Origin of the sequence: Bacillus sp. SJS (genome assembly GCF_000732485.2) — a bacterium.
GTDB lineage: Bacteria > Bacillota > Bacilli > Bacillales > Bacillaceae > Metabacillus_B > Metabacillus_B sediminis.
In genome coordinates this window covers 142500-164610 of the sequence record NZ_JAQV02000023.1, presented here as the reverse complement: position 1 = coordinate 164610, position 22111 = coordinate 142500, and the positions used below count along the sequence as shown (strand labels likewise).

Below are 22111 nucleotides of genomic sequence, written 5' to 3'. Positions count from 1 at the left end.
CTTCCCCACCTCCGCAACGCAAAAAAAGGGAGAAGCCGAATGCCTCTCCCGTTTAATAAATCACCTTAGACTTTGACTGCTGGAACTGCGCCAAAACGTCCTCCCACTCAAAGTGAAGCCGGTGAAAGTCCTCATCGCTGATCCCGAGCCCCGTCTGAACCTCCACAAATTCAAGCGCTGTAATCGCCCGGATTCCATGCTTCTTTCCAGCTGGAAGGTGAACAATATCTCCCGCCTTCACCCTGGTAATCTGCTCATCCAGCGCAAGCTCGCCTTCTCCCCGGACAATCGTCCACACCTCATCCCGCATCAGGTGATGATGGTAGCTCGAATTCTTCCCTTCCAGAATACAAATCCGCTTCGTCACCATCTCCTGGCCATCCTCATACTTCGCATAATCGAGAACACGTGACCAGCCCCATCGTCTTTCCTCATACATAGGGGGATGGTTAAACCCGCTAATCAATTCCTTCACCTTCGGACTCGCCGCCTTATCTGCCACCAAAATCCCATCCGGACTCGCCGCCACAATGAGATCCTTTGTTCCAATGACCGTAACCGGAATATCAAGCTCATTAATCAAATGCGTATTCACATTATCCTCAGCCAAGATTCCCTTGCCAAGCTGATTCGTCGCCATCTCTTCGGTCAGCGTATTCCACGTTCCAAGATCCTTCCAATACCCATCATAAGGCAAAGCCACAATCTTCTTCGCCTTCTCCACGACCTCATAGTCGAAGCTAATCTTAGGAAGCTGCTGATAGTTCATCTCCAGCTCATGAAAATCCAAAGAAAACCCCTTATCCTTTAAAATATCCAATATATACTTCAATCGGAAAGCAAAAACCCCGCAGTTCCAAAGCGCCTTCCTCTCGATAAGAGAAACCGCCTTTTCTTCACTCGGCTTCTCTGTAAAATGACCAACCGTCACATAGTCACCCTCTGATTCCCCTGCTGCAGGAACAATGTATCCGTACTTAGAAGAAGGATAAGTCGGCTTCACACCCATCAGAGCCAAATCCGCATCTGACGCTTTCAGCACCTGCTCCAGCCGTTCTACCCCATAAAAAAAATCGACCTCTACATAAGGATCGACCGGTAAAATAGCTATGATTTCATTTTCGTTTACATGCTGTTTTGAGTATAAATAGGAAGCGGCTAATGCTATCGCCGGGAACGTATCCCTTCGTTCTGGTTCTATGATGATTGGTGTATCCTCACCGACTTGGGTGTGGATCATATCGCGCTGCATTTTGGAGGTTGCGATTATGGCAGAATTGGCAAGTCCGGAATATTCTAATTGACTCCAAACCCGTTGGACCATGGATTGTTTGTTATTATTTTCGGCTTCTAATACTCTAAGAAATTGTTTGGATCTGGTGTCATTTGATAAAGGCCAAAGGCGTTTACCTGATCCTCCCGAAAGTAATACTAGTTTCATAAAATCCCTCCATTAACCCTTATTGCACATCGATTAAACATATCTTTTGTTAAGAAAAATCCCAATCTTGATTATCTTTATTTTTATAAATTGCAAATATTTTTTTTATAGTTGGAATTTGTAATGCAATTATCAATAAAAGAAAGCATGAATTAATTAAAAATATATATTCATTTTTTTGTGTGTTTAAGATAGTCACAAACAGTAACAAAAGTGAAATTAGTAAATGAAATTTAAATGAAAAACCTATCCAATTTCGATTTGAAAAAAAACTCCTTGCAATAAAAAAAATAATATATGAAACCCCAGTTGCAATAGCTGCACCAACAGCTCCATATTTTGGAATAAGAAGAAAATTTAAAAACACATTAGGAATAATGGACAATACACTTACCCAGATATTATAATAACTCTTTCTTGAAAAAGTTATCCCTAATGTGGTAGTTTCACTTATTGTGTACATTATAGGATACAAACATAATATACCTATTAGAAATTTTGCATCTGTATAATCATAACCTAACAGTTTAATAATAAACTCTTTAAAAATAAGTATTAAACATAAAAGGGTAGACATCATTAATAATATAATTTTGCTAATAAGTTCAAAATGTTTTATATCTTTTTTTTCATTATACCAACGGTATGCAGTCGGTACCCAAAAACTAGTAAAACTAGTTTGAATAATTGTCAGTATGGCAGAAATTTTTAAAGCTGCAGTAAAAATACCAATTTCATGAAAATTACTCCATGTTCTTAAAGCTAATCTATCTAGTGAGTTTAATAAATTATTAAATGATGCAGCAAAAATAAGCGGAATCCCAAATTTTAATAAATTAAAAATTAGTCCTTTATCTAATTGAATTTTAGTAAAATCGAGATACTTTTTATAACGAAATATTAAAAATATATCTGCAATTATTTGTCCTAAAACAGTAGAATAAACCACAGCTAAAAAATCGTTTCTTACTAAAAGAACAAAAATCAATGTAAATATCAATACATTTAACTTTAAAACGATATTTAACATTGAATATTCAAGAGCTTTTTCTTCCATTCTAATAGAAAGTAGTATAAATCTTTCTATTACCATGAATATGATAGATAAGCCAAAAAGCAACGTTGCGGTGGAATAACCCCCCGATCCAAATAGAAAACTGGAAACAATCTTTAAGTTACCAAAAATACAAATTAACATAAGTAATGCAATTGTTATGGGTATCAACATTGCATTTTTTAATAAGTTTGTTTTATCTTTCGATTCATGATATTCTCTTGTATAAGATTGATCTAATCCCAAGTATAGAAAAGTAACTAGTAATCCTTGAAACAATACAAACATACTTGCTTTACCATATTCTATAGGTGATACAAAATAGGTTGTTAATGGGATTGTGATGAACGATATTAATGCTCCAATAACTGGACCTAATGAAAATCCTATAAACTTTTTAAATAATAATTTCATAATCTTAATAGAATTTAATCTACTGTTTTCACCTCTAGACTTGTTAAATTAATTTACTTACAGCAATTTAATTTATAAGTTTTTTAAGTACCTGTCCCATGTGCATACAATATTTTCCTTACGAAAATCAACCACTCTCCTAAGGCTCTTCTTTTGAAAATACATTCTTTTTATTGGATTATTTAATAATTCAATTAATTTGACAACAAACTCATCTATATTGTTTTTTTCTATCAAAACTCCATATTCTCCATTATTTAAAATCTCTGTAGGTCCATTATTATTAAAACTTATTATTGGTAAACCAAAAGACATTGCCTCTGTTATCACTAGACCAAAACCTTCCCACCTTGACGTTGAAATAAACACTGCCCCTGATAAATAAAAATCTACTAATTCTTCATTATTTAGAGTTCCTTTCAAAATAATTTTGTTTTCAAGTTTATTCTCTTTAATCATGTTGAGAAATTTTTTCTTATCCGGCCCATCTCCAGCAATAATTATTTTCCAATCCCCTGTTATTTTTTCACCAATTTTTATTAAATAATCTAATCCTTTTTGTTCTAATTTTAGCCTCCCTACAAAGATTATATTTTTACTATTTATATTACTAATTTTATTCACTTCTTTAATTGTTAATGGATTATATATATATTTTGATTGTTTATTCAGATTAACAAATTTTTGTTGGTCTGCTTGAGTTAAACAAATCACTGAATCAGCCAGTTTAACTCCAGATAGATAGTCATTGATATAATTTGTACTATATTTATTAATATAAACTTCATATTCATTATGCTGCCAAGCAATAATTTTCAATCTAGGGATTTTATTTTTGATAATTGGAATTAATGCTGTGAGAACTCCTTGATTTACTATTAGAACATCACAATTAGTTTTATCTAAAAAGTTTATTAAATCAAATGTTTGTTCTTTATAAAGGTTTAAAATATTAATAGATTTTTTTTCTATACAATATTTAATCTTTATTATTTTACCAATAATTTTTCTCCTTACAGTACGTTGCTTAATTATATTGTTTTTTTTCACTTCCCTATTTACTTGATAAAAAGTTTCATTCTTACCTGAAAAGTCTATTAAAAAAAGATCATGGCCTTTTTCTTGTAATGAATTTGCTAGTTGAATCGTGACTTTTTCTACTCCACCCATTTCAAACCCTTCATTAACAATACAAATTTTCAAAAAATTAATTCTCCTTTATTAACTTATTGAATTTTTACTTCTTATTATCCACAGCGTTTTTCTAGATAGGAAACATATTTAATTAAAGTCCTTAAACAAAAATTATCTATGTACTAGTAACATTGAAAATCCTAATTTTAAACAACGTAAATCGAATGGTTTCTGTATAATAGCAAACTTAAGATATTGGTATGCTAATTTTCGATTCCCTAAATAAAAATATATTTTTGCAATTTTATAATTCAGTCTACAAAGGATATTTCTTTTATCTAAATTGTTTAAATTTTTATCATTACCCATCATTATCATAATTTTTTCAACCATAATTAATAGACCTGAGAGTACAGAAGGTTTATTCGAGCTAATTCTGTACTTATCGCCATCTTCAGGTTCAGTATGATTGAGTAAAGGTTTTTCGATAATATAATAATTACCTTGTTTTACAGCTTTCAAATATAAATCCCAATCCTGAGCACTTTTCAACGCTGGATCGAAACCATTTATACTCTTTAAAAGGCTTGCTTTACACATAACAGATGATGTTGTTCCAAGATAATTTTCCATGTACAATTTTTTTAATGGTATAGAATTCTTAATTATTCTCTTTCTAATTAACTTGTTAGAAGGATATTTAGTTTCAATACTACCAGTAAATAAAATTTCAATATTCTGATTTTTTTCCATGAGTTCAATCTGTAGTTTAATTTTTTCTGGATACCAAGCATCATCACTATCTAAGAAAGCTATATAAAAACCTTTAGCATGACTAATTCCTGTGTTTCTTGCAGCTCCTCCACCTTTGTTCTGCTCATGCCGAAGATATTTAATTCGTTTATCCTTAGCAATATAAGTATTTACTATTTCTTGAGTATTATCATTAGAATTGTCATCAACTACTATTATTTCTAAATTTTTGTAAGTTTGTTTCAAAACACTCTCTAACGAGAAACTTAACACTTTTGCTCGATTATATGCTGGAATGATAACGCTCACTAATTTGCTTTTCATATTTCCAATTCCTTTCAACAATAGAACTAAAACTTAATGAAACACACAGCATAAATGGGCCCCAAAACTCTCCTGCAGAGACTGTATTATCTGTTAAGCTATATATAAGAAAACCTGTTATTAAAAAATAAGCATATTTTTTTTCTTCTATAATATAATTTTTTAATAACATTTTAAAAACTATAATCATTGCACAGACTATAATTAGGAGTCCTATTACTCCACTTTCATATAAAAATCTCAAATATTCATTATGTGCAGCGCTAAACCCCTGACTGATAATGTATTCACCCGTTACAGTTTTTAATGAGCCTATTCCGAGGCCAAACACCCTATTATTAGATGATAATTCATAAATTACTGACCATGCTTCAAAACGATTGGTCGTATTTATACTCCCGTTAACTAAAGTTCTGTCTATTAATTTAGTTATAGCAACATAAATAAATCCTAATACCAAAGGAGAAATGAATGTTATAACAAAAAGAAACTTCATATTGAGCTTTTTAATTCCGTTCACGATAAAAGGTAATATAATTACAAAAGCAAATATTGCTCCCCCGCGTGATTGAGTTAATAGTACGATGAAAAAATTTAAATAAATAAATATCCTATATTTGCTTTGCTTATAATATTTATCTAATAGGATTGCTGAATAAATTCCCAGAGAGCTCCAAAATGGCAAATGCGCAAACAAACCTACCGACACAATTCTCCCATCCACGAAAAAGGATCTTTTATCCAGTACGCCTACTAGTACCGCAAATATAGCAGACCATGTAATCATTTTAAGTGCAAATTTACGATTTATATCACTCCACTTTGTATAAATTAGAAAAAAGCCCATCGCAATAGTTGCAAAAGATGTGCTAAATTCAATAAAGCCATATGAAGGATTAAATCTAAAATAATTTACAAAAAATTGAACTAAAAACATTCCAGTTAATAAAAGAAATGGTCCCTTCCCTAGTTTTTTATTATAACCATACCTCAAAATACTAATTCCACAAGTTAGCACCACTAGCATTTTTGCGATAAAATTATAATCAAAAAAATTTATACTAAATGAACCTACTAAAGTTAATACAGCTAAAGGAATAGCTTTTGATGGAGTAAGTAAAGAAGATAATAAAACCCATAATAACAGCATGATTCCAATAATATTGATTATTACTTCCACATTTAAACCTCTCGTTTTTTGAATTTAGATCGCACTTGTAAATTATTATATATACAACGACTATTTAATAGTTATCCATTCAGGTAAGTTAATTGCATTATGTACCACTTTTCTCCCATCCACCTCATCATCTTTATACCAAGTCTGTGGAGATATCACTACTTTTTTTAATTTTTCTGCATTAAGATAAGCTCCCCACCAACTAAATGAGCTATTAGCAATAATATTTGCCTTACAATAACTCATTAACTGCATATCTCTAAAACTGTTTTCACCTTGGTTCCAGTCAACAAATACAGAATTCTTTAATCCAAACTCTTTCTTAACCCATTCCATATCATCTGAAAATATAAAATAAGTCAGTTCATCTCCTAATTCGTCCTGAACTTTTTGAATACTTCGTTTATAATAATCATTTTCACTTAAATTGACTAAGTGAGAATTACGTTTTCTTAAAAAATCCTTTCGCCTTATATGGATTGACACAGACCTAGTTTCTCTTATCTTTTCTAAACATTTACTATTTAAATTATCCTCAATGCTCGGAAAAGAAAATATTGATTGAATCTCATCCTTAATATCTATAAAATACTTATAATTTTGCCAATACCCCTCGAAATAAACATCTCCATTAGTTGGAATTTTCTCATCATAACCTAGAACTTTTTCAATATAATGCGTTTTTTTAGGATGATAAAATCTTTTTTTTAGTTTAGCTAATTTATTATTTTCATAAAATCCCAGATTTTTTATTTGTGATGGAGTTGCCACATCAAGATTTTGATGGAAAATCTTTTGAATTTCGTAGCCAAAATGAAATTTTTCCTTTTTGTATAGTGTTAAGTCCATCTTAACATCATCAAATCTTAATAATGATTGACAAAATGCAAATTGAAACATTTGATTTCCTAAGCCTCCAATAAAGCGAACAATTTTCATTTTTCTCCCCCAATAAAGTATCTTATTGCTAGTACAAAGTCCGTTCTTTAATGTTATAAAAAAGCTTGAAAATTGTTGAATAGAATCTTAGTGTATAGGGATTGACAGATTTCATATAAATGTGACGCTTTGACCATTTTGAATTAAGGTAGATATTCTTTTTCCAATTGATAAAATTATTACTGATTAAAGAGTAAGTTCGATCTACCAACTCATAACGTAATTTCTTATTACCTATTCTACTTACTCTTTCAATATGGCTTCCTAACATTATTCTTAAATATAGATATTCTAATTCATTTTTATATTCTTGATACAAATTTCTTTGTTTATAAAATTCTATAATGTTTTCTAAAATTTGAAACATCTGAGATGTTTTTTCACCTTGCGTATTTGATATAGAACCATCCCGTTGAACATAATATACAAAAGGTTCCGGAATATAACTTGCTACTTCAATATGAGGTATTAACTTGCAAAAAAATTCAGTATCCTCATAAATTAAGCCTTTAGGGAATAATACTCCTGTTTCGACTAGTAGCTCCCTTTTATATATTTTATTCCATGCAGCAACCAATGTATCAACAAACATATCCTTTTTATTAAGGTATTTTTTAGCCTTTATTAATTCGTTTCTCGATACATACGTTTTATAATAATCACAAACAACTATATCGCTATTTTCTTCCTTAGCTTTTTCGTACATTTTTTCATACATCTGTAATGAAACATAATCATCAGAATCTAAAAAGGCCACATATTGACCAATACAGTATGAAATTCCCCAGTTCCTAGCATCCGATAGCCCGCCATTTCTTTTTACAAACGAGCGAACATACTTTGGGTATGCTTCAACAAATTCGTCTATTACTAACTGAGAACCATCAGTAGAACCGTCATTAACTACAATAATTTCAATTTCTTTAAGAGTTTGATTAACAAGAGATTCCAAACATTTCCTTATATACATCTCAACATTGTATACTGGAACTACTATACTAACTTTAATCATTTTATTTGCCCCTAACCGTTAACCAAATATACTTAGCATTTGTATATAAATATCTTTTTAATAACCTTTTAGGGTCCTGCATCAAGCGATAAACCCATTCTAGATTTCTCTTCTGCATCCATTCCGGTGCTCGATGTATGTTTCCTGCAATATAATCAAATCCTGCACCAACTCCTATCATTAAACCATCAACTTTTCCTTGATGTGTTGCCATCCAAATTTCTTGTTTAGGAGCTCCAAGACCAATCCAAATAAAGTGTGGTTTAGAATTATTGATTATATTAATTACATTTTGATCCTCTTCATCTGATATTGGGCCAAAGGGCGGGCTGTATATACCTGATACTTCTATTCCTGGATAGATATCATCCAAATTTCCAACCATTTTTGTTAATGTCTTTTCTGTAGAGCCGAAAAAAAAGTGACGATAACCTTTCGTTACAGAAATTTTAAAAATCTCTTCCATTAAGTCTGGTCCTGTGGTTCTTTTCATTTCCTTAAATCCACGCTTTCTTCCTATAAAAGAAAGTGGTCCACCATCAGGAATTGACATGAGACCTTCATTTTGAACTAGACAATAATTCGGTTCATCATAACTAGTTACCGTAGTGTGTACATTAGATACACAGATATAGTCTCCTGATAAATTTTTGATGTTGTTATTTATATATTTAACCAGCCACTCCATATTAATAGCCGCTATATTAACCCCTAATATTTTACAAATGGGTATTTTTGTTTTATCCACCATTCGTACGAAATCATGATTCCAATTATCCATCGGCTTCTTCAATGTACTTGACATCTATGTCTCCTCTCATTTAATAAAATAAGAAATAACATTTAGAAGTAAAATTACTTTCTTATCAAAGGTCTTTGTTACTACTCAACCATTATTTAATTTCAATCTACATGATAAAGTGTTCAAATAATATTTTTTGAGAATATGTTATAGATCAGGAATTAAAATAAGTATTAATAGCTATATTAAGCCCCTGACGTTCTAAAATAAAATTCAATCGAACATTTTTTTTATTTTTTCTTCCTTCTCAACCTTATTCATATCAGCATCAACCATAATCCCCAGCAATGCTTCAAAAGAAGTCTTCGTGGGATTCCACCCTAATATAGTTCTCGCCTTCGTCGGATCCCCCAGCAGCTGATCGACCTCCGCCGGACGGAAGAATTTAGGATCCACTTCAACAATGACTTCACCCGTCGCTTTATTAATCCCTTTCTCTTCTATGCCATGGCCTGTCCATTCGACTTCCGTTCCTGTGTGCTTAAATGTGAGTTCCACGAATTCACGGACGGTATGCATTTCGCCTGTAGCGATGACAAAGTCTTCTGGTTTGTCGTGCTGCAGCATGAGCCACATGCATTCTACATAATCCTTTGCGTAGCCCCAGTCACGCAGGGAGTCTAAATTTCCGAGCATAAGTTTTTGCTGTTTGCCCTGTGCGATCCGGGCAGCAGCGAGCGTGATTTTCCGGGTGACAAACGTTTCACCGCGGCGCTCGGATTCGTGGTTGAAGAGAATGCCGTTAACAGCGAACATGCTGTAGGATTCACGATAGTTTTTGGTAATCCAGAACCCGTAGATTTTGGCTACTCCGTATGGAGATCTAGGATAGAATGGGGTGGTCTCGGACTGCGGCACTTCCTGGACTTTTCCGTACAGCTCAGATGTGGAGGCTTGGTAAATACGTGTTTTCTCTGCCAATCCGAGTATGCGGACAGCTTCCAGAATGTTGAGTGTTCCTTTTGCATCTACATCCAGGGTGTAGCCGGGCATGTCAAAGGAAACTCGTACGTGTGACTGGGCAGCGAGGTTGTAGATTTCATCTGGCTGAATTTCCCCGATGATGCGGGTAACATTCAATGAATCGGTGACATCCCCGTAGTGAAGGTGAAACCTTGAATTATTATATAAGGCACTGGCTTCTTCATCTGTCAGCAAATCCTCAAGCCGCTCCTGGTTATAGGAGGAGCTTCTGCGGATCATTCCGTGAACCTCATATCCTTTTTCCAACAGAAATTCTGCTAAATATGATCCATCCTGGCCGGTTACACCTGTAATTAATGCTTTCTTCATGATTGATTCTTCCTCCGTTTTCTCAATGGAATGCTGCTTCGTTTATACCGTTTTTGTTAGCTCGTTATTTAAGAACCATTGGTAGGCTTTGTCTAAACCTTCATTCAAAGGGGTTTTCGCTTTCCACCCAAGTGCATTCAACTTGGCTACGTCGACAAGCTTTCTTGGGGTTCCGTCCGGCTTGGATGTGTCGAAATGAATGTCTCCGCTATATCCAACGGTTTCTTTTACCTGATTCGCGAGTTCTTTTATGGAGATATCCTCCCCGACCCCGACATTGACGATTTCGTTTCCTTCGTAGTTCTTCATTAAAAATAAACACGCATCGGCGAGATCATCGGAATATAGGAATTCTCTTTTTGGCGATCCTGTTCCCCATACCTCAACGTGAGGAGCGTTCTGTTCCTTAGCCTCGTGAAATTTGCGGATGAGGGCGGGAAGGACATGGGATGTGTGAAGGTCAAAGTTGTCTTCTTCGCCGTATAGATTGGTCGGCATGATGGAGATGTACTTCGTTCCATACTGCCGGTTGTACGATTGGCACATTTTGATTCCGGCGATTTTTGCAATCGCGTACGGCTCATTGGTAGGTTCCAGTTCCCCTGTTAACAGGTACTCTTCCTTCAACGGCTGCTGGGCCATTTTCGGATAGATGCAGGTGCTTCCAAGGAAAAGGAGCTTTTCTGCGCTGTTTCGATAGGCTGCATCGATGACATTCGTCTGGATGAGCAGGTTGTCGCGGATAAAATCGGCTGGGTATTCGTTATTCGCGACAATGCCTCCTACCTTCGCTGCTGCTAAAAATACGTACTCCGGCTTTTCCGTTTCAAACAAGGAATCAACCTGTGCTTTATCCCGCAGATCCAGTTCCCCGCTTGTCTTTACGAGCAAATTTTCGTATCCTTCCTTTTTCAAGCGGCGGACAATTGCCGAGCCGACGAGGCCTCTGTGGCCGGCTACATAGATTTTTGAGTGCTTATCCATCTTCAGCCTTCTTTCTTTTGTATTAAAATGCGTTTCTGGAACCAAATAAAAGGAAAATGGTTTTAAAGATGAGCTTGATGTCCAGCCAGATTGAACGTTTTCGTATATATTCCAAGTCCATTTCGACCATCTCTTCAAAGCCTACATTGTTCCGGCTCGTTGCCTGCCAGATGCCTGTGCATCCCGGGGTGACGAGCAGCCGCTGCTTATCGTATGCGGAGTATAGCTCTACTTCTCTTGGAAGCGGCGGCCTTGGACCGACTAAGCTCATATCCCCTTTCAGTACGTTAAACAGCTGCGGCATTTCATCGATGCTTGTTTTCCGTATGAATTTTCCAATGAAGGTGATCCGCGGATCGTTTTTCATTTTGAACATCGCTCCTGAGACTTCGTTATGCTGGAGCAGGGCTTCGAGCTTCGAATCCGCGTCTACGACCATGGAGCGGAATTTATACATTTTGAACAGCTTTCCGTTCTTCCCCACTCTCAATTGGGAATAAAAAACAGGACCCGCTGAGTCCTCGATTTTGATGGCGATGGCCACCGCTAGAAATAATATGGATACAAATATGAGTCCGACTAAAGCACAGGTTACGTCCATCGTTTTCTTGAGAGCTTCGTATAGGGGGCGACTTTCTAATTCCTCTATTAAAGGAGATTTTTGCGGCCTGAAATCATTTTTTTCCGTATGGGTCATTTCCATCCCCTATCTCCTCACTTTTTCCAGCTCCAATAAGCGGTTCATTTCTCTGAGGATCTCTTCTCTTAGCTCTTCATGCTGCAGGGCAAATTGAAGGGTTGTTTTGATGAAGCCGAATTTTTCACCCACATCAAACCGTTCACCTTGAAAGTCATAGGCAAATACATTCTGGTATTCATTGAGTCGCTGGATGGCATCCGTCAGCTGAATTTCCCCGCCAGCTCCTAATCCCTGGTTTTCCAGGATTGCGAAGATCTCCGGTGTCAGGATGTACCGTCCCATGATGGCTAAATTGGATGGCGCAGTACCTGGCTTCGGCTTTTCCACAAAGTTATGGACACGGTAAAGCCTGTCTTCATTAGAAAGCGGATCGATGATGCCGTACCGATGGGTGTTATGCGGTTCGACTTCCTGTACGCCTATGATCGAGCCTTGCGTTTGTTCATACTGATCGATGAGCTGGCGGAGACATGGGGTATCGGATTGAACGATGTCGTCTCCAAGCAGGACCGCAAATGGTTCATCTCCTATAAAGCTTCGTGCACACCAGACGGCGTGACCGAGTCCTTTTGGTTCTTTCTGGCGGATGTAGGTGATGTTTGCAAGGCTTGATGAGTAGCGGACCTTGTCGAGAAGTTCCGTTTTGCCTTTTTGGCTTAAGTTTTCCTCAAGCTCCGGCGCATAATCAAAGTGATCCTCAATGGCGCGCTTCCCTTTTCCGGTAACGATGATGATGTCTTCGATTCCGGATGCGACCGCTTCTTCTACTATGTATTGAATGGTTGGTTTATCGACGATTGGAAGCATTTCTTTCGGCATCGCCTTTGTGGCAGGCAGGAACCGGGTGCCAAGACCCGCTGCCGGGATGATCGCTTTTCTCACTCTTTTCAAGGAAATCCCTCTTTCGTTTTAATAGTTAAATAGCTTGCTCCCTGTGATCAACACGATCGCAGCGAGCAAATTATTTAAAAAATTCGGGCATTCAACCCACCCTCACACCGCGCTACTGACGACAAGCGTCTAAGGTTCGCACCCACAGCACAGCCGAGTGCCTCCATTGATAAAGGTAAGGAGACATCACCTGTTCGTTTATACTTACATTACGTTATTAATAGAGAACATTCGTGTTAAAAAAGAGGGAGCTAGTTGGCTCCGTAATAGTAACCGTACTTGGATTTGTTTCTTTTCTTGTTATTGAGAATGACTCCGAGCAGCTTGGCCTGCGCATTTTGCAGCTGTTCTTTCGCTTTTTTGGCATGTTCAATCTGTGTTTTACCGCGATCCGCTATGAGGATTGCACCATCTACCAGATTGGCAAGCACCTGTGCATCTGTAACCGCAAGCACCGGCGGGGTATCGAAAAGGATAAAATCATAGATGGCCAGGGCTTCTTCTAAGACAGTTGTCATCATCTGGGATGCGAGAAGCTCGGACGGATTCGGCGGAATCGGACCGCTTGGAAGCACGTCCAGATTTTCCTGTTCTGTATGCCGCACCCCTTGCTGGAGGGTAGCTTGTCTTGTCAACACGTTCGTAAGGCCGGTTCGGTTATCAAGGCTGAAGGTCAAATGCATCGTTGGCCTGCGAAGGTCCGCATCCACTAGAAGCACTTTTTTCCCTTGCTGGGCGAAGACGATGGCCAGATTGGCAATGGTCGTTGATTTCCCTTCCTCAGGACCCGATGACGTCACAATCGCCGATCGAATGTCTTTTTCGACGCTTGAAAACTGGATATTGGTCCGGATCGTCCGGTATTCTTCAGCAATCGGTGATTTAGGCTTTAAAAGGGAAATTAGCCGGCGGCGGGACTGAAGCTTTTCTTTTCGTTTAAGAGCCAATGGAATCACCTCTCGTTGCATGTACCTGAACGGCATCTGCTTTCTTTTTCTTCTGCTTATCCTTTGGGAACGAGGTCACGGCACCAAGAACCGGAAGCTCAAGTATGTTCTCAATGTCCTGCTCGGTTTTGATCGTATTGTCCAGGTACTCAAGCAGGAAGGCCAGTCCCACACCCGCCATTAACCCGACGACGAACGCAATCGCGACATTCATCGCTTTCTTCGGAGCGACGGGAACCGGATTTTCTTCTGCTTCCGAAAAGATTTTAACGTTATCGACCTGCATGATATTCTTGATTTCCGATTGGAACACGCTAGCCACAGAATTCGCTATATTCATTGCTCGTTTTGGATCGGTATCTTTGACCGTTACAGTGAACACTTGGGAATCCTGCTCGCTTGCTACCGTGATTTGATTCGTTAGGGCCGATCTAGATCCATCAAGATCCAGCTGATTCTTCACTTTATCGATGATAGTTGGACTTTTTATGATCACACTGTATGTATTAATGAGCTGCACATTCGTTTGGAGCTCGTTGTAATTGTAAAGCTGGGAGACGTTTTTCGACTGATTTACAAGCATCGACGCGGATGATTCATAGACCGGGGTTAAATAGAAATAGCTGATGATTCCGCTTGCGCCGGTCGCAATGAAGGTAATGGCTAAAATAAGGACGAGTCTTTTTCGCAGTGTTTGGAAAAGCTCCTTTAAACTAATCGTTTCTTCCATGGTTTCCTCCATCTGATTCATGATTTAAAAAGACTCATAAACGTTCGTTTTCGCTGCGGCGGCGTTCGTACCACCGTTTGTCCGCTCAGCATCAGCTCCGTATTCTCCTTGAAAAAGAACAGATGCTGCGCCCCGAATTCTTTATTGAGTACGTCGTAGGCATGAGAAAGAGCAAAGCTTCTGTTTTTGACGTTGTGTGCGTCAGAAGCGATAAAATGCGCCATGCCGTTAGAGATGATATCCAAAGAACGTTTTTTTATTTTTCTTCCCAGGGTTCCGGTTAAACTAGATGCCGTAATTTGACTGAGTGCCCCTCTATTGATGAATTCGCTCAAAATGTCCGGCTTTTCAAGAATTTCTATGTTTCTTTCAGGATGAACAATGACTGGGGTGATTCCCTGCATTTGAAGATCATAAATCAGCTTGGACGTATATTGCGGTACATGGTGATGCGGCAGTTCAACAAGCAAATATTCGGTATGGTTTACAGGGAGAATTTCTCCCTTCTTCATATCGCTCATGAGATTTCCGTAGATTCTTACTTCCTGACCCGGGTAAATGGTTACTGGAATGGATTCCTCATCTATACGTTTGTTTAATAGACGGGTTTTTTCGAGTACTACCATTTTGCTATTCTCATAGCGGCCGTTTAGGTGATGCGGGGTTGCTACAATTTTGGTGATCCCCTCAGCGGCGGCTGCTCTCGCCATTTCCAATGAACGTTCTATATCAGGTGCACCATCGTCTAATCCGGGAAGGATATGACAGTGTATGTCTATCAACTGTATCCACTTCCTATCGCATTTTCAGAAATAATCGACAAACTTCGATTAATTTCGTTCTTTTTATTGTTACTTTTTGTTCTTTATAGTGCTCTTATGTTCTTGATTATAGACCTGTATTCTACAAATTTCCATCATTATTTTGAAATTTTTATACTTTTTACCAAATTGTAACATGAGAAAGGTCCAGCTATTAAGCTAGGTCCTTATTCATATTGCTATTTTTCATAGATTCAAACAGAATATTTTGTTTGCTGCAATAATGAACAAAGAAGTCTGCGGCAGGGAACAGAACAGCTAACCATGGGGAAAACAGATTTTCATCGCCATCAAGATTGAATCAAAATGCCGAAATCGTTTGGGGAGTTTTTGCAGGAGGGTCTTGAGTAATAGATTGGGAGAAGAAATGGATGATGTTTTCTTTGTAAAAATTATGTAAAGACTGATTAAAACGCAGAAAAGGAGTCAGGCGCGGGTGGCCGGACTCCTTTTCATTTATTGTTTGCCGATCGGCAATGGGTGCTTAACATCTTCTAGGATGCGTACACTTTTTTCATTTGCAAGATGATTTCTTCGACCATTTCTTTCGTTGATACGTTTCTTTGCTCGCCAGTGCGGTAGGCGTGCATAAGGATTTGCAGAAACTCCTCTTGCTTCATCTGCTTAGTGTCCATTGTACATGATTCCCTCTCATTTTTACAATTTTATACAGCATGCACGAAGATTATTATAATCCCGGTTTGCATCTTTCGCAACAGGTAATTATAAACTTCGAGTCGTTCTGACAATTATGTCCCCGCATTTTCCTTTTTCGAAACCTTTTAACGAAACATTTTTCTACGTTATAATATAGGAATGGATACATTCTTTGGAAGTGCCTATGGTGCTAGGACTATCTGAAGTTTCGATAAGCGGGTGTGCATTTTTCCTCTGCCGCCCGAAAGGAGAGATGGCTTTTGCTTATGCGAGACCTTGATAAGGAGCGCGTTTTGCTTACAGCGGAACGGCTGCGGACGATCTTAAGTCCGGCTGATGAAGAAGACCGGAATCTTGTAAAAAAAGGGCTGATTCTTTACCGTCAGGGAAGTGTCTATAATGTGAACGTTTCCGCTGAGCGGATTTCGGCGAAGGTACAGGATGTGTCTCCTGTTTTAATTACGCTTGATTTGGATTTCGTCCAGGCAAGCTATTGCTCCTGTCCTGCAAACGGTTTTTGCCGGCATTTAATGGCCGCTTTTTTATATGTATATGCAAGTGTAGAGCGTGTCGGAACGTTTGTGGACGCCTGGAAAGACGATCGGGCGGCCCATGTTTTATCGCAGATGCGCAGGGCGAGCGAGCTGTTGAAGCGGGAGTTTGTCCTAAAGGAGGACTCGCTTGAAAGCTGGCATGAATTATTCGAACGGGAATATGAGACGTTGCAGGTCAAAACGATGCAGGGCCTCTATCATCAGTTCTTTTTTAAATTAAAGCAAAAGGCACCGAAGAAGCTTGAGCTCAAGCGGCTGTTTGTCATTCACCTCGCGATTGTGACCATTACACGGATGCTTGCCTCCTATAACCGGACGAAGGTCAAGGACCCTTCTCTACAGCATATGGCGATGGTGTATGTGAATCATATGGCGAATGCGATTGAGACGGAGCTTGAGGAAATGAAGCGGTATGCGACTCCGTTTGCACTCGATCCGCTGCTTGAAGGCAGTCCAAATTATTTCAGAAAGCTATTAGAGGCGCCGGATCCTTTCTATTCCGGTACGCTTGGAATTTATAAATTGCTGTGGTCCGGGCTGATGAACCGGCCTAAGTGGCTGGAGATGGAACGGAAGGCGTTTGAGGGAAAGCAGGATGATGCGGTCATCACCAAAAAGGATTTAATGGGCATGCTGCACATTGATTTTCTATTAAAAAAGGACGAAGCCGTTCTCGATTATTTGCGGGCCGGAAATGTCAGCCTCTTCCCTTCTTCTTTTTTGTGGCTGGAGGAAATGACGGAAAAGAAGCAGTGGGACCGGCTTAGTAAATGGCTGCCGTATGTGATGGAGCTCAGTCCGGAGTATGTGGAGGCGGATCTTCCGAGGAAGGAAGTCCGGAGCGGTGCGGCGTTTTTGCTGGATGTGGTCGGGGCTTATTCACGCGCATCAAAGAACGATGATTTATATGAAGAGGCATGCCGGACGCTGCTTCCGTATAGTTATAATGAGTACGAAAATATGCTCGCACTCGATGAACGGTATTATGAGTGGGCGGAGCTGAATATGCTGCTTGGGTACCCGGTTTATGAGGTCGAGGACCGGTTTTTGAAGGAAGCGGAGAAGGCAGAGCCGGAAGCGGTGCTTTCCCTTTATAAGCAGACGATCTATTTGGAGATGGAGATCCGGAACCGGGACAGCTATAAACGGGCAGTACGGTTGCTGAAAAAAGTGAAACGTCTTTATAAGAAGATGAAAAGTGAAGAAGAATGGGAAGACTATTTGGATATGCTCCAGGAACGGTATAAACGATTACGGGCATTCCGGGAAGAATTGGTGAAGGGAAAGTTGATTGATGGATAGTTCTTTGCGCTACGAACTTCATATGGAACAAACAGAAGACTATCATTTCACTGTCTGGGCTACGAAGGGTGAAGAAGAGCCTGTGTCTTTGAACGAAATGCGGCGGATCTTTTTCACGTGGCATGAGTCCTCTCATTATGGGACGAATCTTGAGGACATCACCTTTATCGGGACCCCTGCTTACTTGCTTTCTCCATGGATGATGGCGGAGCTGATTGGACATGACTCGTTTAATTCGATGGCTGAGGTGACGGTTCAGCATGAGGGGCTCCAGGAGGCTGCGAAGCGGATTTATGAGCTTGTGGCGGCTGGTGAGTTTATGCCGGATTACCGGGCGTGGCAAATTGGGCAGACGGGGTGGAAGCCTGAGGGTGAGGCGCTTGAGGGCTTTGAGGCGGAGTGGTTTTCTGCGGCTGTCAGCGATTTGATTTCGTTGAACCGGAGCCTTCGTATGGCGTGGGGTGCGATTACCGATGCCCACCCGGTGCTGTCGAACTTCACCGGTTATTTTCTGGATGAACAGGACTGGCTGGAGCGGATCGGCTGGGTGATTGATGATAAGCCGTTTACGATTGGTCTTCGGTTGAATGAGCCGGAGTATGACGGAGGCGAATGGCGGCTCGAAGTATTATTGCGCAATAAGAAACGCGAGGATGAGCTTCATGTTTATGAAGGTGTAAAGAGTCTTCCTCGCGGCTGGAAGGGCTTTGCCGATGAAGTGGAACGGGAGCTCGACCGGTTTCAGCAGGTCGTTCCGTTTCTGAGTTTTACAGGCGGAGTGACCCTTGTCACCGAGGACGAGGCGTGGCAGTTTCTGACCGAGTCGAGTGAGACTTTGGTGAACATGGGCATTGAGATTTTGCTTCCATCATGGTGGCAGGTTGTGAAGGAATCGCAGATGATGGTGAAGGCGAAGCTTTCTTCTACACCGCGGGGGCAGTCTTTCGTCGGTATGAATACGCTGGTTGATTTTAACTGGCGGTTTGCGACGAATGGGATTGAGATGTCGGAGGAGGATTTTAATCGGCTGGTGAATGATCAGCGCCGGTTGGTGAATATTCGAGGACAGTGGATTAAGCTTGATCCTGCTTTTATCCAGCAGGTAAAGACGCTGCTTAAGAAGGCGGAGAAGGAAGGTCTTCATGTGTCGGATGTGCTGCATCAGGAGCTTGCCGGTGACCGGGATGAGGATTCCGGTGAGGCGAGTGGTGCCTTTGCGGAGATTGAGATTGAGCTCAGCAAGCAGATGCGCGGCATGATGAAGAGGCTGACGACGATGAAAAGCGATCAGGAGTATGCGGTGCCTGACTATTTCCAGGGAAATCTGCGGCCTTACCAGCAGCAAGGCGTCGACTGGCTACTTGGACTGCGCGAGAACCGGTTTGGGGCGTGCCTCGCGGATGATATGGGGCTTGGGAAGACCATCCAAATGCTCGCCTATTTTACGTATGTGAAGGCGAATGAGAAGCCGGATACGCCAGCGCTGATTATCGCTCCTACATCTGTGCTTGGAAACTGGCAGAAGGAAATCGAAAAGTTCGCGCCTCACTTGAAGGTGAGGCTGCACTACGGGCCGATGAGGTCTCGAGGCGAGCTGTTTGCAGCCAGTGTGCTGGATCAGGATATTGTGCTGACGTCTTACGGATTGGCGCATTCTGATTTAGAGGATTTAGAAGCCATTACGTGGAGTACGGTTTGTATAGATGAGGCTCAGAATATTAAAAACGCCCATACGAAGCAGTCGCGGGCGATCAGGAGTCTGCAGGGGTTGCATCATATTGCGCTGACCGGTACTCCGATGGAGAACCGATTGACGGAGCTTTGGTCGATTTTTGACTTTATTAATAGAGGGTATTTAGGCAGTTTGCATAAGTTCCATAAGCAGTTTGTGCTGCCGATTGAGAAGGACCGGGAGACGGAGCGTGTGGAGCAGCTGCGGCGGTTTATCCGGCCGTTCCTGCTGAGGCGGACGAAGCGTGATGAGCAGGTGGCGCTGAATCTGCCTGAGAAGCTGGAGCAGAAGGAGTATATTCCGTTGACGGTTGAGCAGGCTTCGATGTATGAGCAGCTTGTTAAGGATACGTTTGAGCAGGTGAGCCAGCTTGCGGGCATGCAGCGGAAGGCGTTGATATTGAAGATGCTTGGAAAGCTGAAGCAGATTTGTGATCATCCGGCACTTTATTTGAAGGAGGATTCGCCGAGTAAGGTGGTGGAGCGTTCGAATAAGATGGAGAAGCTGATTGAACTTGTGACCGCGATTCGGGAGCAGGATGAAAGCTGTCTGATTTTCACCCAGTATATCGGGATGGGTGAAATGATGAAGAAGCTCCTGGAGCGGTCGTTTGGTGAAGGCGTGCTGTTTTTGAACGGAAGCGTGTCGAAGGTGGATCGGGATCGGATGGTTGAGAAGTTCCAGAGCCGTGATGTGCCGTTTTTGATTCTGTCACTGAAGGCTGGCGGAACGGGATTGAATTTGACGGCTGCGAACCATGTGATTCACTTTGACCGGTGGTGGAACCCGGCGGTGGAGAACCAGGCAACGGACCGGGCCTACCGGATCGGTCAGGAGCGGTTTGTGCATGTGCATAAGCTGATTACGACCGGGACGATTGAAGAGAAGATTGATGGGATGCTGGAGAAGAAGCAGTCGCTGAATGAGGAGATTCTGCAGAGTGAGAACTGGATTACGGAGCTTAGTACGGATGAGTTGGAGGAATTGTTTTCGTTGACGGTTTAGTGGTTGGGTGGACGGGAGGTTCACTTTCACCGGAGGTTTGCACTGACCCCCAGTATGGTAACGTATCGGGGGTCAGAGGAACGAAGGCGCTATCCCTTGTCCTGTCTGGGTTCGTGTGAGGCGGGGACGGAGGTTTAGTTCTTTAGCGAAGTGGGGGTCAGTGCAATGCACTGACCCCCATTGCTGTACAGTACCGGGGGAATGAGCAGTATGACCACACTCCCTTCTCTCTTCTGGCTTTGTAAGAGACGGGGACGGAGATTTAGTGCTTTAGCGGAGCGGGGGTCAGTGCAAACAAATGAATAAGTGAAAGGAAATAGACAGCCGGCCGGCTGTCTATTTCCTTATAACTTGATTATGTTAGTAAACAATTTTCGAGGGGATTTTCGGCTCGTTCAGGACGGCGGCTTGCCGCAAATGGGACAGGAACCTGCGGGGTGTAGGCGTAAGCCGTACAGCCCGCGGTTATCGGCCCATTTAGTCCTGAAGCGACACGTTACGGAGTGACAGAAAGGCGGGTTTCCTTTCTGATCAGTCCGTCGTGCTCCCGCCCGGAGGGTTAATTAGCCGTTGGCTGTTTGCTGGTTTCGACGAATTTTTGGTAGTTTTTTTCGAATGGCTGGATGAACATGGATTGGAGTTTGGTTTTGGTGATGAGGGTGTCGGGGGTGCTGCGGATATAGCATTCGTAGGAGCTCCATACGTATTCGCTTGGGTTATGGACGATGCCGGATTTGACAGGGTTCATATGGATATAGCGGCTAACCTCCCGAAATTGCTGATCACTCATAATTTCCGTTGCTCCGAAGCGGTTTTGGAATAGGTGTCCTTCGAGTTTGTGGCGTTTATTGATGTAAAGGGCGTAACGGGAGTGAAGGTTTCGCATGATGGAGCCTAGCGGCTGGATTTCGGTTTCGATAAGAAGGTGGATGTGATTGGACATGAGGCAGTAGGCGTGGAGTTTGAATGGGTGTGTTTCACGTACTGTTTGTAGGAGCTGAAGGTATTTTTCGCGGTCGTGTTTGTAGAAGAAAATGTTTTCTCTTCGGTTTCCTCGGGAGTAGACGTGGTAGGTGGTGTTTGGCTTCCATTCTCTTGGCTTGCGTGACATGTTTGGGGTCAATCCTTTCTGGTTTAGTTTACAGGATTAGTATAAAGGATTGGGAGGGTTTTTAGGGGGATTTGGATAATTATGTGTTTTGGGTTGAAGAAAGTGAATTTTGAGGTTGTTATGGTTGCACTGACCCGCAGTGATTTAACGTGACGGGGGAAGGAGTAAATGGTGAGCAGGGTCTTGTTATTAAAGGGTTTTTGGGTTATGGGGACGGAGATTTAATGCTTTAGCAGAGTGGGGGTCAGTGCAGTGCACTGACCCCCGTTGCTTTACAGCGGCAAGGGCTGGAGCAGTCTTTCGCTCCCTCCTACTCCCCCAACCGTTCTTT

19 protein-coding genes are annotated in these 22111 nt (G+C 40.7%); 2 read left to right on the top strand and 17 right to left on the bottom strand.

The annotated features are described in order from the left end of the window. Window positions 1–52: 52 nt before the first annotated feature. From AS29_RS14290 to AS29_RS21620, 16 genes are all read right to left on the bottom strand, one after another. Window positions 53–1441 carry a sugar phosphate nucleotidyltransferase gene (locus AS29_RS14290; RefSeq protein WP_035408171.1) on the bottom strand — a complete coding sequence of 463 codons (1389 nt, stop codon included), beginning with the start codon at window positions 1439–1441 and terminating at the stop codon, window positions 53–55. 49 nt (window positions 1442–1490) lie between these two features. After that, on the bottom strand, window positions 1491–2909 hold the full coding sequence (locus AS29_RS14285; RefSeq protein WP_035408169.1) for a lipopolysaccharide biosynthesis protein: 1419 nt from the start codon (window positions 2907–2909) through the stop codon (window positions 1491–1493). A 72-nt stretch (window positions 2910–2981) separates the two neighbouring features. Then, window positions 2982–4112, bottom strand: a complete 1131-nt coding sequence (locus AS29_RS14280) for a glycosyltransferase (protein WP_051860689.1) — start codon at window positions 4110–4112, stop codon at window positions 2982–2984. Window positions 4113–4214: 102 nt separating this feature from the next. Then, on the bottom strand, window positions 4215–5120 hold the full coding sequence (locus tag AS29_RS14275) for a glycosyltransferase family 2 protein (protein ID WP_051860688.1): 906 nt from the start codon (window positions 5118–5120) through the stop codon (window positions 4215–4217). Beyond that, entirely contained in the window at window positions 5080–6300 is a 1221-nt protein-coding gene (locus AS29_RS14270) for an O-antigen ligase family protein (RefSeq protein ID WP_035408167.1), read from the bottom strand. The genes AS29_RS14275 and AS29_RS14270 overlap by 41 nt, the downstream gene beginning before the upstream one ends. Before the next feature lie 60 nt (window positions 6301–6360). Next, window positions 6361–7239 carry an alpha-1,2-fucosyltransferase gene (locus tag AS29_RS14265; RefSeq protein WP_051860687.1) on the bottom strand — a complete coding sequence of 293 codons (879 nt, stop codon included), beginning with the start codon at window positions 7237–7239 and terminating at the stop codon, window positions 6361–6363. A 28-nt stretch (window positions 7240–7267) separates the two neighbouring features. Next, window positions 7268–8251 carry a glycosyltransferase family 2 protein gene (locus AS29_RS14260; RefSeq protein ID WP_035408166.1) on the bottom strand — a complete coding sequence of 328 codons (984 nt, stop codon included), beginning with the start codon at window positions 8249–8251 and terminating at the stop codon, window positions 7268–7270. Window position 8252: 1 nt separating this feature from the next. Next, window positions 8253–9056 carry a WecB/TagA/CpsF family glycosyltransferase gene (locus AS29_RS14255; RefSeq protein WP_197491612.1) on the bottom strand — a complete coding sequence of 268 codons (804 nt, stop codon included), beginning with the start codon at window positions 9054–9056 and terminating at the stop codon, window positions 8253–8255. 210 nt (window positions 9057–9266) lie between these two features. Continuing rightward, on the bottom strand, window positions 9267–10346 hold the full coding sequence (gene gmd / locus AS29_RS14250; RefSeq protein WP_035408164.1) for a GDP-mannose 4,6-dehydratase: 1080 nt from the start codon (window positions 10344–10346) through the stop codon (window positions 9267–9269). Window positions 10347–10388: 42 nt separating this feature from the next. Then, a complete protein-coding gene (gene fcl / locus AS29_RS14245; protein ID WP_035408162.1) occupies window positions 10389–11330 on the bottom strand; it encodes a GDP-L-fucose synthase in 942 nt (313 codons plus the stop codon). Window positions 11331–11352: 22 nt separating this feature from the next. Continuing rightward, window positions 11353–12033: a sugar transferase gene (locus tag AS29_RS14240; protein WP_035408159.1), complete on the bottom strand. Its 681-nt coding sequence runs from the start codon at window positions 12031–12033 to the stop codon at window positions 11353–11355. A 3-nt stretch (window positions 12034–12036) separates the two neighbouring features. Beyond that, entirely contained in the window at window positions 12037–12921 is an 885-nt protein-coding gene (gene galU, locus AS29_RS14235; protein ID WP_035408157.1) for a UTP--glucose-1-phosphate uridylyltransferase GalU, read from the bottom strand. A gap of 251 nt (window positions 12922–13172) precedes the next feature. Beyond that, a complete protein-coding gene (locus tag AS29_RS14230) occupies window positions 13173–13868 on the bottom strand; it encodes a CpsD/CapB family tyrosine-protein kinase (RefSeq protein WP_035408155.1) in 696 nt (231 codons plus the stop codon). Then, entirely contained in the window at window positions 13858–14598 is a 741-nt protein-coding gene (locus AS29_RS14225) for a YveK family protein (RefSeq protein ID WP_035408272.1), read from the bottom strand. Before AS29_RS14225 ends, AS29_RS14230 begins: the two co-directional genes overlap by 11 nt. Before the next feature lie 17 nt (window positions 14599–14615). Beyond that, window positions 14616–15380 (bottom strand): tyrosine-protein phosphatase, encoded by a 765-nt coding sequence (locus AS29_RS14220; protein WP_035408154.1) that lies wholly within the window; start codon window positions 15378–15380, stop codon window positions 14616–14618. 533 nt (window positions 15381–15913) lie between these two features. After that, the gene (locus AS29_RS21620) at window positions 15914–16054 is read right to left on the bottom strand and encodes a hypothetical protein (protein ID WP_164462274.1); all 141 of its coding nucleotides are present in this window, start codon (window positions 16052–16054) and stop codon (window positions 15914–15916) included. Window positions 16055–16342: 288 nt separating this feature from the next. Here AS29_RS21620 and AS29_RS14215 point away from each other — a divergent pair, with 288 nt between their 5' ends. Both AS29_RS14215 and AS29_RS14210 read left to right on the top strand, forming a co-directional pair. Beyond that, window positions 16343–17932, top strand: coding sequence for an SWIM zinc finger family protein (locus tag AS29_RS14215; RefSeq protein WP_231889951.1), 1590 nt, complete (start codon window positions 16343–16345; stop codon window positions 17930–17932). Then, window positions 17925–20669 carry a DEAD/DEAH box helicase gene (locus tag AS29_RS14210; protein ID WP_035408150.1) on the top strand — a complete coding sequence of 915 codons (2745 nt, stop codon included), beginning with the start codon at window positions 17925–17927 and terminating at the stop codon, window positions 20667–20669. The genes AS29_RS14215 and AS29_RS14210 overlap by 8 nt, the downstream gene beginning before the upstream one ends. Before the next feature lie 559 nt (window positions 20670–21228). Here AS29_RS14210 and AS29_RS21095 read toward each other — a convergent pair. Beyond that, window positions 21229–21780 carry an REP-associated tyrosine transposase gene (locus tag AS29_RS21095; RefSeq protein ID WP_082883861.1) on the bottom strand — a complete coding sequence of 184 codons (552 nt, stop codon included), beginning with the start codon at window positions 21778–21780 and terminating at the stop codon, window positions 21229–21231. Window positions 21781–22111: the final 331 nt, after the last annotated feature.